Annotated in this window: 13 protein-coding genes; 4 read left to right on the top strand and 9 right to left on the bottom strand. The window is 34.7% G+C overall.

The window, feature by feature from the left end:
- Window positions 1-22: 22 nt before the first annotated feature.
- From LCI24_RS10920 to LCI24_RS10885, 8 genes are all read right to left on the bottom strand, one after another.
- Window positions 23-895: an AbiTii domain-containing protein gene (locus LCI24_RS10920; RefSeq protein WP_274640393.1), complete on the bottom strand. Its 873-nt coding sequence runs from the start codon at window positions 893-895 to the stop codon at window positions 23-25.
- Between the two features lie 726 nt (window positions 896-1,621).
- Complete coding sequence (locus LCI24_RS10915; RefSeq protein ID WP_274640392.1) at window positions 1,622-2,050, bottom strand: META domain-containing protein; 429 nt, start codon at window positions 2,048-2,050, stop codon at window positions 1,622-1,624.
- Window positions 2,051-2,060: 10 nt separating this feature from the next.
- Window positions 2,061-3,062 (bottom strand): PliI family lysozyme inhibitor of I-type lysozyme, encoded by a 1,002-nt coding sequence (locus LCI24_RS10910; RefSeq protein ID WP_274640391.1) that lies wholly within the window; start codon window positions 3,060-3,062, stop codon window positions 2,061-2,063.
- Between the two features lie 238 nt (window positions 3,063-3,300).
- Window positions 3,301-5,109, bottom strand: coding sequence for an acyl-CoA dehydrogenase family protein (locus LCI24_RS10905; RefSeq protein WP_274640390.1), 1,809 nt, complete (start codon window positions 5,107-5,109; stop codon window positions 3,301-3,303).
- 34 nt (window positions 5,110-5,143) lie between these two features.
- Window positions 5,144-5,500 (bottom strand): four helix bundle protein, encoded by a 357-nt coding sequence (locus tag LCI24_RS10900; RefSeq protein ID WP_073184577.1) that lies wholly within the window; start codon window positions 5,498-5,500, stop codon window positions 5,144-5,146.
- 33 nt (window positions 5,501-5,533) lie between these two features.
- Entirely contained in the window at window positions 5,534-6,724 is a 1,191-nt protein-coding gene (locus LCI24_RS10895; protein WP_274640389.1) for an acetyl-CoA C-acyltransferase, read from the bottom strand.
- A 68-nt stretch (window positions 6,725-6,792) separates the two neighbouring features.
- Window positions 6,793-9,198, bottom strand: a complete 2,406-nt coding sequence (locus LCI24_RS10890) for a 3-hydroxyacyl-CoA dehydrogenase/enoyl-CoA hydratase family protein (protein ID WP_099214019.1) — start codon at window positions 9,196-9,198, stop codon at window positions 6,793-6,795.
- A 17-nt stretch (window positions 9,199-9,215) separates the two neighbouring features.
- The gene (locus LCI24_RS10885) at window positions 9,216-9,677 is read right to left on the bottom strand and encodes a MarR family winged helix-turn-helix transcriptional regulator (protein ID WP_121148237.1); all 462 of its coding nucleotides are present in this window, start codon (window positions 9,675-9,677) and stop codon (window positions 9,216-9,218) included.
- Between the two features lie 190 nt (window positions 9,678-9,867).
- On the opposite strand from LCI24_RS10885, the gene LCI24_RS10880 reads away from it, so the two are divergent.
- The 4 genes from LCI24_RS10880 (at window position 9,868) to LCI24_RS10865 (ending at window position 14,274) form a co-directional block, all read left to right on the top strand.
- Entirely contained in the window at window positions 9,868-10,797 is a 930-nt protein-coding gene (locus LCI24_RS10880; RefSeq protein ID WP_028892832.1) for an ABC transporter ATP-binding protein, read from the top strand.
- Between the two features lie 3 nt (window positions 10,798-10,800).
- Entirely contained in the window at window positions 10,801-12,123 is a 1,323-nt protein-coding gene (locus LCI24_RS10875) for an ABC transporter permease (RefSeq protein ID WP_274640388.1), read from the top strand.
- An 89-nt stretch (window positions 12,124-12,212) separates the two neighbouring features.
- Window positions 12,213-13,052, top strand: coding sequence for a mechanosensitive ion channel family protein (locus LCI24_RS10870; RefSeq protein ID WP_274640387.1), 840 nt, complete (start codon window positions 12,213-12,215; stop codon window positions 13,050-13,052).
- Window positions 13,053-13,110: 58 nt separating this feature from the next.
- Window positions 13,111-14,274 (top strand): sigma-54-dependent transcriptional regulator, encoded by a 1,164-nt coding sequence (locus LCI24_RS10865; RefSeq protein WP_274640386.1) that lies wholly within the window; start codon window positions 13,111-13,113, stop codon window positions 14,272-14,274.
- A gap of 66 nt (window positions 14,275-14,340) precedes the next feature.
- Here the strand turns inward: LCI24_RS10865 and katG are convergent, their stop codons facing one another.
- Window positions 14,341-16,539: a catalase/peroxidase HPI gene (gene katG / locus LCI24_RS10860; RefSeq protein WP_274640385.1), complete on the bottom strand. Its 2,199-nt coding sequence runs from the start codon at window positions 16,537-16,539 to the stop codon at window positions 14,341-14,343.
- Between the last annotated feature and the right edge of the window lie 229 nt (window positions 16,540-16,768).

The following is a 16,768-nucleotide window of genomic DNA, read 5'->3' as shown; positions in this document are numbered from 1 at the left end:
GCCAATGTTGTGTGCTGGCTTTTTACATTAATTCTTGTATTTTTTCCATTATCATTGGGACTTGAAGTTCAATTCCTTTCTCAAGAGCCTTATTGGTCATTTTTCCTACCCAACCTACTAATTTCTTTCCAAGACTAACTTTATCTGTTTCTTTGGTAACTATTTCTTTGACTTCAAGTAAATCTTCTTCAGGTACTCCTAAATCCTTTAAATCAGATAATATGTTTTCAATCTTTTGATGATAAACATTTTCTACTTTTTGGGTTATATTTTCGCCAACACCAATGTTTGAACTTGAATTATCGCCATAAATATGATTATTAATTATAGTACTGGCTTTTTCATTATTTTCAGTAGTGTTTTGGTAATCATCTTGTAGATTTGGGAACGCAGAATCCAATTCCAATAATGTGTCAATTAGTTTTTGTTTAGTCAAGTTTAAAATGTGAGAGGCTTGACTTAATTGTATTCTTCTTTTTACTGATACTATAAACTTATTATCGCTCATTTCTCGAAGCATATTTACTAATTGCATCGGCAAATCTTCATATCCGTATTGCTGTTCAGAACTGTTGGATAATCCTTCTTCGATTGTCGGAACACTTTGTTTAGCTTGCATTTTATATATCTGTCCGTTCAAATCCTTGTCCAAGTTTGTTAAATCATAAGGAACCATCTTTCTCGCGCCATAACCTTCTAAAACAGCAAAAATTTCACACGGAATTATGCGATAATCGGGTAATTTATCATCATTGGTGTAACCATTGAGTTCGGTTGTAATCCAATGTTTGAAATCATCATTATTTATTTTGTAGGCGATTAATTTAGCTCTCGTCAATCCTTGACTTAAACTAATTTCATCATATGTTAAATCTTTGATTAGTTCTTTTATCATTATAGGTTAGTTTAGCTTGCACACAACTTGTTTATATACATGTAAAATACATCGTTATACACCCATTTTTGTAGGTTTATGATTGTATTTTATGTTTGCTTATACTTTAACGAACTTACTAATAATAATTTAATTCTCTTACGGAATCCCATAAGCTCAGCTATTTAGGGAATAAAAGATGTTTTATGTGTCATTAAAGGTTACGGGGTCGCTAATATCACGGCATGCTCCGCAGACACCGCGGCACGGGTCACTAATATCACGACATGCTCCGCAGACACCGCGGCACGGGTCGCTAATATCACGGCATGCTCCGCAGATACCATGGCACGGGTCGCTGATATCACGGCATGCTCCGAAGACACCGCGGCATGGGTCGCTAATATCACGGCGGGCTCCGAAGATACCGCGGCACGGGTCGCTGATATCACGGCATGCTCCGCAGACACCGTGGCATGGGTCGCTGATATCACGGCATGCTCCGCAGATACCGCGGCATGGGTCGCTAATATCACGGCATGCTCCGCAGACACCGCGGCACGGGTCGCTAATATCACGGCATGCTCCGCAGACACTACGGCACGGGTCGCTGAAACTGTATACTTATTAGCGGATGTTGCCTTTGGTAGTAAAAAATAAACCTCATACTAACAAACCAAAAAAAGGTTATATAGTATGAGGTTTCCCCTAAGTTATTAATTCGTTTAAAGTAACAACTATTGTGAATTATTCTTCAGTAGTTACTTTTTTAAAGCGCATCATGGTTACATCGTCCATTAATAAGTTTAGTTTTCCTTCTATGTCAAAGCTATACTTGTTAATTTTTTTAATGGTTTTTAAAAATACTTGTTCCCCTTGTCCGCAATACATCATAGTAGTTGGTCCTGCTTCTCCAAAAGAAATAGCATTTTCTTCACCTAACGTAAACTCAGCAGAATAACCGTTACAACCGTTATTTCCTGTAGCTTTTTTTGTTTCTTTATCAAACGTAAGTTGTGGTTTTTTAGTAGGGTATAATCCATCAAAAGCAATTCTTGGTCCAGTAATATATTCTAGTTCCCAAGTGGTATTGTATATCTGATCAGCAGCATCTTTTTTAGCACAAGAAACTGTGATTAGTAAAATGGTAGCGAATAAAAATGATAGTTTTTTCATAATAAATAGTTTAATCTTTAGTGTTAAAATCAGTTGAGTTCTTTATTTCAAATTTTCTTGAAGCTTCACCATCAACCAATTTATAATTAATTTGTCTGATGCCTCCTGTTGGGTTAGCATTAGAATCTTCTTTTGTATAAATAGGAAAACGTTGAGATAGGGTAGTTTCAACAATGGTAAACTCATCGTGTCCCATGTATCCTTCGCTTAACTTTTTATTTTCAGTAATAGGAGGGAAGTATATTTGACTCACCGATTTTCCGTTATTAACAGAATATCCAATTACGTTACCGTAGCTTCCGCTTCCATCAGATCGAGTATAAATAACTACTTCAGGAAAACCATCTGAGTTTAAATCTTCAATTTCAGCATCAACAACACTACCGTCAATGTTTTGAGTAATTGCTGAATTATCAATTTCTAATCCGTACGGAGCAACCGTTAATTCAGTATCTACTTCATTTTTTTTAGTAGAAATATTAAAACCAATTCCTTGCAAGGTTAAATGCTTCTTAAAAATGGTTTTGTCTATTTGTGTTTGGTCTAAATCTCCTTCAATTTTATGGTAAGAACCTGCAAGGCTTCCTCCACCAGAACAGTAAAAGTTTAATAAACCGTTGTCTTCTTTGTTTGCCGTTGCAATAGAAATTTGTTTGTTTTTAAAAGAAAAAACTACAGTCTTACCATTTATGTCAGCTTTGTAGGTACTGTCATTTGCTTTTTTAGCAAGAGCGTCAAAAGTACAGGTAGGTTTTTTCTTATCAGCTCGAGAGCGAACTACAATTTTTAATTGATTATTTACAGCAGGTTTTACAGCAACAGAAACCCAATCGTATCCTTCGTTTCTTTTTTCATATTCTGAAGAAACGTAGTTTCCTGTAACATCAGTCATAGTAGCTACTGTTTCTTGTTTAACGGTTTCTTGTGTGTCTGCTTTTTTCGCTTCTTTTTTACAGCTAACCATAGCTAAAAAAGCCATTCCTAGTAGTGCTGTATTGGTAAGTTTTATCATGCTATTTTGTGTTTTTTTGCTTCTAAATAACAATAAATATACCATTAAAGATATGAAAAAACGTTTTAAGAAAACCTTAAGATTCTTGATTTTCTTGAAAGTTGATATTGTGGTGTATAGGTTTTTTTGGCTTTTTTAGAGGATAAAAAAAAGACCGCCAAAAACTAATTTGACGATCTTTTAAACAAACAACTAAATTCTAAAACCTATAAAAGTTGAAGAAAATTTTTCTATTTTTTTAGAAGCAGTACTTATTTTCTGCTTTTAATTTTTCTGCGATTGTGTCACGTAACTCAACTACGTTAGGGTAGTTTGCGTATTTTGTAAAACGCTTAAGTCCCATTAACATCATACGTTGCTCATCACCTTCAGCGAAAGAAATAATTCCTTCTCTTGCGCTTTTAGTAATAGTTTCTACGGCATTGTATAAGTATAACTTAGCCATAGCAATCTGTTCTTTTTGAGCATCTTCACCAAAACGTTTCGCGTTCTTTTCAGTTCTTAAAATTCCAGACTCTGCCATGTATATTTCAATTAAAATATTAGAAGCAGCCGTTAATAACTGTTGGTGTTGTTCTAACTCAGGTCCAAATTTTTGTAAAGCAGCTCCTGCAACCATTAAGAATACTTTCTTAAGTTTAGCAAGGATTTCTTTTTCTTCTGAGAATAATTCAGAATAATCTGGAGTATCGAAAGAAGGAATTCCCATTAATTCGTTTTGAACTGCCATTGCAGGATTTAATAAATCTACATGACCTTTCATTGCTTTCTTTACTAACATTCCTACCGATAATAAACGGTTAATTTCGTTAGTTCCTTCGTAAATACGAGCAATACGAGCATCTCTCCAAGCAGACTCCATAGGAGTTTCTTCAGAGAATCCCATACCTCCGTAAATTTGGATTCCTTCATCAGCACAGTTTTGTACGTCTTCAGAAACAGCTACTTTTAAGATTGAACATTCAATAGCATATTCTTCTACACCTTTTAATTCTGCTTCTTGATGAGAGTTTCCTTCAGATTCACGAATCGCGATTCTGTCTTCAATATTTTTAGCTGCTCTGTATGATGCAGACTCACCAACATAAGCATTAGTAGCCATTTCAGCTAACTTCATTTTAATAGCTCCAAATTCAGCAATAGGAGTTTTAAATTGCTTACGCTCGTTAGCATAGTTTACAGCATGGCTAATAATTCTTCTTTGAGAATCTAAACAAGCACCAGCTAATTTGATACGACCAACGTTTAAGGCGTTCATTGCAATTTTGAATCCACCACCACGAACAGATAACATGTTTTCAACAGGAATTAATGTATCGTTGAAAAATACCTGACGAGTAGATGATGCACGAATACCTAATTTGTGTTCTTCTTCTCCTAAAGTTACTCCGTTAGGATTGTTTTTATCATATTCTAAGATAAAACCAGTAATGTTTTTATCGTCTTCTATACGAGCAAAAACGATGAAGATTTCAGCAAAACCTGCATTCGAAATCCACATTTTTTGTCCGTTAATTTTGTAGTGCTTTCCGTCTTCAGTTAACTCAGCAGTAGTTTTACCTGAGTTCGCATCCGATCCTGCTCCTGGTTCAGTTAAACAGTAAGCTCCAAAACGCTCTCCCATTGCCAACGCAGGAACGTATTTTTGCTTTTGCTCTTCAGTACCGTATAAAGTAATTGGCATTGTACCAATACCTGTGTGTGCACCAAAAGCAGTACTAAAAGATCCGGTTCCACTTGAAATGTAATCACATGTTAACATCGTAGAAACGAATCCCATTCCTAATCCGCCATAAGCTTCAGGAACAGCCACACCTAAGAATCCTAATTCACCAGCTTTACGCATAGTTTCTTCGGTAAGTGCATAATCTTTTGCCTCGAAACGAGCTTTATGAGGAATGATTTCACGGTCGTTAAATTCTTTAACCGCATCACGCATCATTGTTTGTTCTTCTGAAAAATCTTCAGGAGTAAATATATCTTCGCATTTTGTTTCTTTTACTAAGAATTGCCCTCCGCGTAAAAGATCTTTATTTAATTCTGACATAGTATATTAGATTTTAAGATTCAAGAGCCAAGAGTCAAGACTTATTCAGACCAGATTGGAAACTTGAAATCATTTTTTGTATTGACTTAATTTTTTGTTCTAATTCTTTAAACTTTTCTTCAGATAGGTAGCTTTCATTAAAAGCAATAATTAATTGTGTTTCCCATTCAAATGAAGAACCTAAGCTATCTTCTAAATATTTATTAAAATGTTTGTTAGTGCTTTTACTTGAACCCTCAGCTATGTTAGAAGGAATAGAAACAGCACATCTATTCATCTGAGAAACCAAGCCAAACTTTTCAAAGTCTGGAAAGGTTCTAGTTAATTTATAAGAATCAGAAACTAAATTCATGCTTTCAGTCCAAATTTTTAATTTTTTGAAATTGTGCATCGTCTTGTTTCTTGATTCTAATAGTCTTGTTTCTTAATTTAGGAATTCAAAAATACCAGCAGCACCTTGACCAGTACCTACACACATGGTTACCATTCCGTATTTACCATTCATGCTACGCTTACGCATTTCATCAAATAACTGAACAGATAGTTTACCTCCAGTACATCCTAATGGGTGACCTAAAGCAATTGCTCCACCATTTACGTTAACGATATCCGGATTTAAACCTAATTCGCGAATAACTGCTAACGATTGTGAAGCAAACGCTTCGTTTAGCTCAATTAATTCAATATCACTTTGTTGTAAACCTGCTTGTTTTAATGCTTTTGGAATAGCTGCTACAGGACCAATTCCCATAATACGAGGTGGTACTCCTGCTGCTGCATAACTTACCAAACGAGCTTCTGGTTGAATACCTAACTCTTTTACCATATCTTCACTCATTACCATTACGAATGCAGCACCATCACTTGTTTGTGATGAGTTACCAGCGGTAACAGAACCATTAGCCGCAAATACTGGACGTAATTTAGCTAAAGCTTCTACGCTAGTTCCACGACGTGGACCTTCGTCTTTAGTAACTGTGTAATTTCTTGTTGCACGTTTTCCGTTTTCATCAATGTAAGTTTCTTCTACATCGATTGGAGCTATTTGATCTTGAAAACGATCACTATCTAACGCTTTTAAAGCTTTCATGTGCGATTCGTATGCAAATTGATCTTGATCTGCACGAGATACATTGTATTGTTGAGCTACTGCTTCTGCAGTATTACCCATTCCCCAATAGTAATCTTCGTGACCTGCATTTACGATATCGTAGTTTAATTCTGGTTTAAAACCTGTCATTGGTACAGAACTCATACTTTCTGCTCCACCAGCAATAATACATTCTGCCATTCCAGATTGAATTTTTGCTACAGCCATACCAATAGTTTCTAATCCTGATGAACAGAAACGGTTTACGGTAACTCCAGGAACATCTACAGAATCTAATCCGATTAACGAAATAATTCTTGCCATGTTTAACCCTTGAGAACCTTCTGGCATTGCGTTACCAACAATAACATCGTCGATACGCTTTACATCGAATTCTGGCAACTTACCCATCATATATTTGATGGTTTCAGCAGCTAATTCGTCAGCTCTTTTAAATCTGAACACACCTTTTTTAGATTTCCCTACGGCGGTTCTATATCCTTTTACTATATATGCTGTTTTCATATTTTCTTGCTTTTGGCTATTGGCTTTTAGCTATTTGCTAACAGCTAGAGGCTAATAGCATAGTAATTTTAATTACGTAAAGGTTTACCAGTTTTTAACATATGCTGAATACGCTCTAACGTTTTACGTTCTGTAGTTAAACTTAAGAAAGCTTCACGTTCAAGGTCTAATAAATACTGCTCAGTAACTTTTGTTGGTTCTGATAAATCTCCTCCAGCCATTACATAGGCTAGTTTGTTTGCAATTTTCTGATCGTGTTCAGAAATATATTTAGAAGCTTCCATAGAGTCTGTTCCTACTAAGAACATACCTAAGGCTTGCTTACCTAATACTAAAACATCTTTACGTTTTGCTGGTTGTGTATAACCTGCTTCTGCTAACAACACAGCGTGTTTTTTAGCTTCTGCTATCTGGCGGTCTTTGTTTACAACCACAACGTCTTTTCCTTTTTGTAGTAAGTTTAAGTCGTATGCTTCATAAGCAGAAGTTGCAACTTTAGCCATACCAATAGTTAAGAAGTGCTCTTGTAATACGTTTAATTGAACATCGCCAGTGTGGAATAAGTCCTGAGCTCTTAAAGCCATTTCTTTAGATCCACCACCACCAGGAATTACTCCAACTCCAAACTCTACTAATCCGATGTAGGTTTCAGCAGCAGCAACTACTTTATCAGCGTGTAATGATAACTCACATCCACCACCTAACGCCATTCCGTGAGGAGCAGCAATAGTTGGAATTGCAGAGTAACGCATACGCATCATGGTATCTTGGAAATACTTGATAGCCATGTTTAATTCATCATACTCTTGCTCAACAGCCATCATAAAAATCATTCCAATGTTGGCACCTACTGAGAAGTTTGCAGCTTGGTTACCAATAACTAATCCTTGGAAGTCTTTTTCAGCTAAATCAACTGCTTTATTTAATCCTGCTAAAACATCACCACCAATAGTGTTCATTTTAGACTGGAATTCACAGTTTAAGATTCCATCTCCTAAATCTTCAATAACAACTCCAGAGTTTTTAAATACCTCAGTAGTTTTACGAATGTTATCTAAGATGATAAATGAATCTTGTCCTGGTTTTTTAACTTGTGCTTTTGCAGGTACATCGTAGTAATATGTTGCACCGTCTTTAACTGTATAGAAAGATTTTTCTCCTTTAGCTAACATTTCTGTTACCCAAGCAGCTGGTTCTTTTCCTTCAGCTTTCATTAATTCGATACCTTTTTCAACTCCTACAGCATCCCAAATTTCGAAAGGACCATTTTCCCATCCGAAACCTGCTTTCATAGCATCGTCAATTCTGTATAATTCATCAGAAATTTCTGGAATTCTATTTTGAACGTACGCAAACATTGCTGCGAAGTTCTTACGGTAAAATTCTCCCGCTTTATCTTTTCCACCAACTAACACTTTGAATCGGTCAATTGGCTTATCGATTGTTTTTGTTAATTCTAACGTAGCGAATTTTGCTTTTTTAGACGGACGGTATTCCATCGTATCTAAGTCTAACGCTAAAATTTCACGCTTTCCTTCAGCATTGGTTGTTTTTTTGTAAAAACCTTGCTTGGTTTTGTTACCTAACCACTTATTTTCCATCATTGTGTTGATGAAATCAGGCAACTTAAATAAGTCGTGAGCTTCGTCGTTAGGACAGTTTTCGTAGATTCCGTTAGCAACATGTACTAAAGTATCTAATCCAACAACATCAACAGTACGGAAAGTAGCTGATTTTGGTCGTCCAATAACAGGACCAGTTAATTTATCAACTTCTTCAACTGTTAACCCTAATTCTTTTACTTGGTGAAATAAAGATTGGATTCCGAAGATACCAATACGGTTACCAATAAATGCTGGTGTATCTTTTGCTAGTACTGAAGTTTTTCCTAAGAATTTAGAACCATAATCCATTAAGAAGTCAGTAACTTCTTGTTTACAGTCTGGTCCTGGAACAACTTCAAATAATTTTAAATAACGAGGAGGGTTAAAAAAGTGAGTTACCGCAAAGTGCTTACGAAAATCTTCACTACGTCCTTCGTTCATAAACTTAATAGGAATACCCGAAGTGTTGGTAGAAATAATTGTACCCGGTGTACGGTATTTTTCAACTTGTTCAAAAACACTTTGTTTAATATCTAAGCGTTCAACAACTACTTCCATAATCCAATCTACATCTTTTACTTTGTGTAAATCGTCTTCAAGGTTTCCGGTAGTAATTCTATCTGCAAATTTTTTATTGTAGATAGGTGATGGTTTCGATTTTAACGAAGCAGTCAAAGCATCATTTACCAAACGGTTACGAACTACTTTGTCTTCTAAGGTTAATCCTTTTGCTTTTTCTTTGTCGTTAAGCTCTCTTGGAACGATGTCCAAAAGCAATACTTCAACGCCAATGTTAGCAAAATGACATGCAATACCTGATCCCATGATACCAGAACCGATAATTGCTACTTTTTTAATTCTTCTTGCCATTTGTTTGTTGGTTTGTTTTATACAGCTTTATTGTCAATATCGTCTTCGTATATTAACTTATCTGTAATTAGTTTGTTTATTGTTGTTGTTACTTTAAAAAAGCTATCTAGCTCTTCTTCAGTAATATGTTCTCTTACTTTATTATTGAATTGGTATACGTGTCCTTTTGAAACTTCGCGCATTTCTTTACCGTATTCGGTAAGTTTTAAAATAACGCTTCTACCATCATTTGGATTTTTCTCGCGACATATAACTCCCTTATCTTCCATAGTTTTTAATAAACGAGAAAGACTTGTAGGTTCCATTCCCATTAACGGACCCAATGCAGTTGAAGGGGTACCGTTTTCAGAATCGATATTCAATAAAGCAAAAGCCGTGGCCATTGTGCTATCGTGCTTTGCAGCTTGCTCGTTGTACATTTTTGCAACGGCTTGCCACGTGGCTCTTAATTGGTGATCTATTGATTTATCCTTGTCCATGGATGCCAAATATATAAAATTTTATTATGCATGCATAGTATTTTGCAAAAAAGTTATGCATGCATAATAAAATTAACAAAAAATTAATCTTGTAACGTTTGGAGAGAACCGTATACTAATTGAGTATAAAAATATGTAAGTTTGTCACTGCTGTTTTTCAATAAGCGGTAATTAATCAACTATAAAATCTATGAACAATTTATTAGAAATTAACAATGTGGTAAAGCGTTATGGCGATTATACTGCATTAAATAATGTGTCAATGCACATACCTAAAGGAAGTGTTTTTGGTTTGTTAGGTCCTAATGGCGCAGGAAAAACCTCGCTTATTAGAATTATCAATCAAATTACAATGCCTGATGCAGGTGAAATTATATTAGACGGAGAAAAGTTAGCTCCAAACCATATAGAGCATATAGGTTACTTACCAGAAGAAAGAGGGTTGTATAAGAGTATGAAGGTAGGAGAGCAGGCATTATACCTTGCTCAATTAAAAGGGTTGAGTAAATCAGAAGCTAAAAAACGATTGAAATATTGGTTTGATAAATTTGATATAGGTGCTTGGTGGAATAAAAAGATTGAAGAGTTATCTAAAGGAATGGCGCAGAAGGTACAGTTTATAGTAACGGTACTACATCAGCCTAAATTATTAATTTTTGATGAGCCTTTTTCTGGTTTCGATCCTATTAATGCCCAACTAATAGCAAAAGAAATTTTACAGTTGAGAGATGAAGGAGCTACCATTATTTTTTCTACCCATAGAATGGAGTCTGTTGAGGAAATGTGTGATTATATAGCGTTGATTAACAAGTCGAATAAAATTTTAGATGGTAAGCTAGAAGATATTAAAAAGGAGTTTAGAACAAATACTTTTCAGGTTGGATTAGCTACTTCTAATTCAAAAGAAGTGGAGCAAAAGCTAAAAGAAAACTTTGAGGTTTTACCAGCAGATTTTAAATTGTTAAATGAAGGGTTAAAGTTAAATGTAAAACTTACTAACGGAAGCTCTCCAAACGATTTACTATCGTATTTAACCAACCAAGGTCAAGTACAGCATTTTGTAGAGTTAGTGCCAAGTGCTAATGATATTTTTATTCAAGCAATCCATAAAAACAGTTAAGCAATGAAAAGATTACGATTAATTATAGAACGCGAGTTTATTGCTAAGGTTAGAAATAAGTCGTTTATCGTTATGACTTTTTTAAGTCCACTGTTAATGATTGGTATGGGGGCTTTAGTGTTTTTCTTAATGAAGAAGAACGATGAAAAGGTTAAGAAGATAGTATATGTTGATGAGTCTGGAATGTTCTCTAAAGATGTTTTTAAAGATTCAAAAACAGTAAAGTACGAGGATTTTACTGCTTTAGGAATTGAAGATTCTAAAAAGAAGGTAGAAGATGGTGATTATTACGGGGCTTTATATATTCCAAAACAAGATAGTTTAGAAATGTTGGCAAAATCGATTGAGTTTTTCTCGAAAGATTCGCCAAGTATGTCTATCATGGAAAGTTTAGAGGATAAAATAGATAAGGAGTTACGTCATAAAAAACTAACAAGCTTTGGAATTGATATTGCACACATTGAAGAATCAAAAATAGCTTCAGAAATAAAAATGTTGAACTTCTCTGGTGAGAAATCATCAAAGTTAATTAATGGATTGAAGATAGGAGTGGGAGCTATTGCAGGATATTTGTTAATGATGTTTGTAATGATTTATGGTACATCGGTAATGCGTAGCGTAATTGAAGAAAAAACAAGTAGAATTATTGAGGTAATTGTTTCTTCAGTAAAACCTTTTCAATTAATGTTAGGAAAGATTATTGGAAATGCTTCAGCTGGATTGTTACAATTCTTTATTTGGGGAATTTTGTTTTTAGTGTTTAGCCTAGTAGCATCTTCTTTCTTTGGAGTTGATATGATGGAAATGCAGTCAGCAAAAGTATCACCAGAACAAATGGAAGCTATTCAGCAAACAGCAACCAATAAAGGTGAAATGATTGTGCAAGAAATTTTCAGATTGCCTTTAGTAAAAATGTTCTTCTTATTCATTTTCTACTTCTTAGGAGGATATATGTTGTATAGTTCTTTGTTTGCAGCGGTAGGAGCAGCAGTGGATAACGAAACGGATACGCAACAATTTATGATGCCTATTATGTTACCGTTAATTTTAGCAGTATATGTAGGTTTTGCAACGGTAATTAATGATCCTCATGGTCCGGTTTCAGTAATATTCTCATATATACCATTTACGTCACCAATCGTTATGTTAATGAGAATTCCATTTGGAGTAGCTTGGTGGGAAATAGCTATTTCTATGTTGCTATTAATTCTTACTTTTATGGTGATTGTATGGATTGCTGCAAAAATTTATCGCGTGGGTATTTTAATGTACGGTAAAAAGCCAACCTACAAAGACTTATGGAAGTGGATTCGTTATAATGGATAATTAAATCTTTAAGTTAACTTAATAAATATTATTCTAAAGAGTTTAATAGTGAAACGAATCTGATGAATAAAAACAATAAGAACTAGTAGATGAAAGAATTAATAAAAGAAGTAACCGATTTTCTAAACCTTAGAATCCCAGTAGGAGGGAAAGAAATAGATATTACAATAAAGACAGTTTTGTTCTTGATACTTGGTTTAATTCTTGTGAAAATTTTACTGAAGTACTTAAAAAAACTAGCTAAAAGTAAACTAGAACAAGAAGACAAGAATAAGTTTGATACTATTTTCTCTTTTACCAGCTGGTTAGCTTATGTAGTTGTCTTTTCAATAGCTTTAAGTTCAGCAGGAGTTAATTTGAGTGCAATTTTAGTAGCGTCTTCAGCTTTATTAATTGGTATTGGTTTAGCATTACAGACTTTTTTTCAAGACATAATTTCTGGAATTTTCATTATCCTTGATAAAAGTGTTCATGTTGGTGATATTATAGAGTTAGATGACAAAGTTGGTAGAGTAGAGGAAATAAAACTAAGAACCACTAGAGCTGTTACTATTGATAACAAAGTATTGGTAATACCTAATCATAAATATTTATCTAATAGCTTATATAACTGGACTCAAAATGGTACAACAACAAGAGAAAGTGTAACGGTAGGTGTAGCATATGGAAGTGATGTAGCTTTGGTAAAAAAACTGTTAATGCAAGCGGCTAACGAACATTCAAAGGTGTATCAACATCCTGCTCCGTTAGTGCTCTTTGAAAATTTTGGAGATAGCTCTTTAAACTTTAAATTGATTTTTACATTAAACGATAGTTTTCAAGCAGCTATACCTAAAAGTGATATACGATTTAGAATAGACGAACTGTTTAGAGAACACAATATTAGTATCCCATTTCCTCAAAGAGATATACATATTATTAAAGAGTAAAGTAATAGTGGCTTAATTGTTGCCCTTTAGAGGAAATATTAAAAGAATAAAATAAAGCATGGCTAAAATATTAATAATAGAAGATGAAGCTGCAATTCGCAGGGTATTAAAAAAAATTATTTCTGAAGAGAATGATTCCTATGAAGTAGAAGAAGCTGAAGATGGTTTACAAGGAATTGAAATGATAAAGAAAACTGATTATGATTTAGTTTTATGTGATATTAAGATGCCTAAAATGGATGGTGTTGAGGTGTTAGAAAAAGCCAGAAAGTTGAAACCAGAAATACCAATGGTAATGATTTCTGGTCATGGAGACCTAGATACTGCAGTAAATACAATGCGTTTAGGAGCCTTTGATTATATTTCTAAACCGCCAGATTTAAATCGTTTGCTTAATACAGTAAGAAACGCTTTAGATAAAAAGGAGTTGGTAGTAGAAAACAAGCGTTTGAAAAAGAAGGTGAGTAAGAATTATGAAATGATTGGAGAAAGTGATGCCATAACTCACATTAAAGATATTATTGAAAAAGTATCTGCTACAGATGCTAGAGTTTTAATTACAGGTCCTAATGGAACAGGAAAAGAATTAGTAGCACATTGGTTGCATGAAAAGTCTGATCGTTCTAAAGCTTCAATGGTTGAGGTGAATTGTGCAGCTATTCCTTCTGAGTTAATAGAAAGTGAGCTTTTTGGACATGTAAAAGGAAGTTTTACAGGGGCTAATAAAGATAGAGCAGGGAAGTTTGAAGCAGCAAATGGAGGAACTATTTTCTTAGATGAAATAGGAGATATGAGTTTGTCAGCACAAGCAAAAGTATTACGAGCATTACAAGAAAACCGTATTCAAAGAGTAGGGTCTGATAAAGATATAAAAGTAAATGTACGTGTAGTTGCTGCAACAAATAAAGATTTAAAGAAGGAGATTGAAGAAGGACGTTTCCGTGAAGATTTATATCACCGTTTAGCAGTGATTTTAATTAAAGTTCCTGCATTAAACGATAGAAGAGAAGATATCCCGTTATTAGTAGATTTCTTCGCGAAGAAGATTTCTGAAGAACAAGGAATGTCAAAGAAAGGGTTCTCAGAAGATGCTATTAAGTTATTACAAGAATATGATTGGACAGGGAATATTCGTGAGTTACGAAATGTAGTTGAGCGATTACTTATTTTAGGAGAAAAAGAAGTTTCTAAAAATGACGTGAAACTATTTGCGAGTAAATAACATTACTAGTAATAAATAAAAAAGAAGAGCATTTTGCTCTTCTTTTTTTATGATTTAGTTTTTAAATTATGCTAAATCATACCTGTCAGCATTCATTACTTTAGTCCAAGCAGCTACAAAATCTTTCACAAATTTTTCTTTATTATCATCTTGTGCATATACTTCTGCATACGAACGTAAAATTGAATTTGAGCCAAATATTAAATCAGCTCTTGTAGCAGTCCATTTAGTACTTCCAGTTTTACGGTCAACAATATTGTATAAGTTTTCCCCTGCAGGCTTCCATGAGTATTTCATATCAGTAAGGTTTACAAAGAAGTCATTACTTAATACACCTTCATTATCTGTAAATACACCATGTTTGGTACCTCCATGGTTGGTTCCTAGTACACGCATTCCTCCAACTAAAACAGTCATTTCAGGAGCGGTTAAGCCCATAAGCTGTGTTCTATCTAATAATAACTCTTCAGGTTTTACTACATAATCTTTCTTTTGCCAGTTTCTGTACCCGTCGTGTAAAGGCTCTAAAACATCAAAAGATTCAGCATCTGTCATTTCAGCGGTTGCATCACCTCTTCCAGAAGTAAAAGGAACCTTAATGTTGACACCACCTTCTTGAGCAGCTTTTTCAACAGCAGCACTACCTCCTAAAACAATTAAATCAGCAATACTTACTTTTTTACTTAGCTCTGATTGAATCTCAGTAAGCTTATCTAGTACCTTCTTTAATCTTGCTGGTTCGTTTCCTTCCCAGTCTTTTTGAGGAGCTAAACGAATACGAGCTCCATTAGCACCACCTCTAAAGTCGGATCCTCTATAAGTTCTAGCACTATCCCAAGCAGTATTTATAAGTTCAGTACGAGAAAGTCCACTATTTAATAGTTTTTCTTTCAATTCTTCAATTTCACTGTCATTTAAAGTATAGTCAACAGTAGGAACAGGATCTTGCCAGATAAGTGTTTCTGCTGGAGCATCAGTACCTAAATAACGTGTATTAGGTCCTAAATCACGATGTGTTAATTTAAACCAAGCACGAGCAAATGTATCAGCAAAATACTCAGGGTCTTTATAGAATTTTTCAGATATTTTTCTGTATTCAGGATCCATTTTCATCGCCATATCCGCATCAGTCATGATAGGGTTTCTTTTGATGTTCGGGTTGTGAGCATCTACAGGCTTGTCAGCTTCATCCATACTAACAGGCTCCCATTGCCATGCTCCTGCAGGACTCTTTTTTGATTCCCATTCATGATTCAGTAATAAATGAAAGTATGTGTTATTCCATCTATCAGGTGTTGTTGTCCATGCACCTTCTAAACCACTAGTTACTGTATGTTCAGCATTTCCACTTCCTTTGGGATTCATCCAACCAAAACCTTGGTTGTGAATTTCTGCCCCTTCAGGACTTTGACCTAAAGCATCAGCATCACCATTACCGTGAGCCTTTCCTACGGTATGTCCACCTGCAGTTAAAGCAACGGTTTCTTCATCATTCATTGCCATTCGCTTAAAAGTCTCTCTAACATCTTGTGCAGTTCTTAACGGATCAGGTTTTCCGTCTACACCTTCAGGGTTTACATAAATTAATCCCATTTGAACGGCGGCAAGAGGGTTTTCAAGTGACTCACGGTCATTGTCACTTCCGTATCTATTTTTGGTAGGAGCCAACCATTCTTTTTCAGTACCCCAATAAGTATCTTTTTCAGGATGCCAAATATCTTCGCGTCCTCCTGCAAAACCAAATGTTTTGAATCCCATAGACTCATAAGCCATGTTACCTGCTAAAATAATAAGGTCTGCCCAAGATAGTTTATTTCCGTATTTTTTCTTGATAGGCCATAATAGTCGTCTAGCTTTGTCTAAGTTACCATTATCTGGCCAGCTATTTAATGGAGCGAAACGTTGGTTTCCTGTATTACTACCACCTCTACCATCTGCAACTCTATAAGTACCTGCAGCATGCCACGCCATACGAATCATTAAACCACCATAATGTCCCCAGTCGGCAGGCCACCAATCTTGGCTATCAGTCATTAAGTCTTTTAGGTCGTTTTTAACAGCTTCTAAATCTAATTTTTTAAATTCTTCAGCATAATTAAAACTTTCTCCTAAAGGATTGGTTTTAGTGTCATGTTGATGTAGGATGTCTAAATTCAATGATTTAGGCCACCACTCCATAACGTTGTCATGTATTTCAGTATTAGCGCCTTGAGAAAAAGGACACTTTCCATTTTTACTAGAAGAGTGTGAGTGTAAATCTTTCATATTTATATTTTTTTCAGGTTAGAATACGTTCAAATTTACAATAAAACCATGGATAATTTTTATCTATATTTTTTATTTTGGTATAATATATTTTTATTCTGTGTTTTTTTTGTTCTGTAAGTTGTTGGCTTTTAAAACGGTATTTGCTTTATTGATTTTGTTGGTTAGGAAGTATTGATAATTCTTATAATGTAATAAAAAAATATTTTTAGATTCACTCTTTTAATGA

Origin of the sequence: Tenacibaculum larymnensis (assembly GCF_028829235.1) — a bacterium.
Classification (GTDB): Bacteria; Bacteroidota; Bacteroidia; order Flavobacteriales; family Flavobacteriaceae; genus Polaribacter; species Polaribacter larymnensis.
The sequence above is the reverse complement of the archived record's forward strand: the minus strand, read 5'-3'. Positions and strand labels throughout refer to the sequence as shown.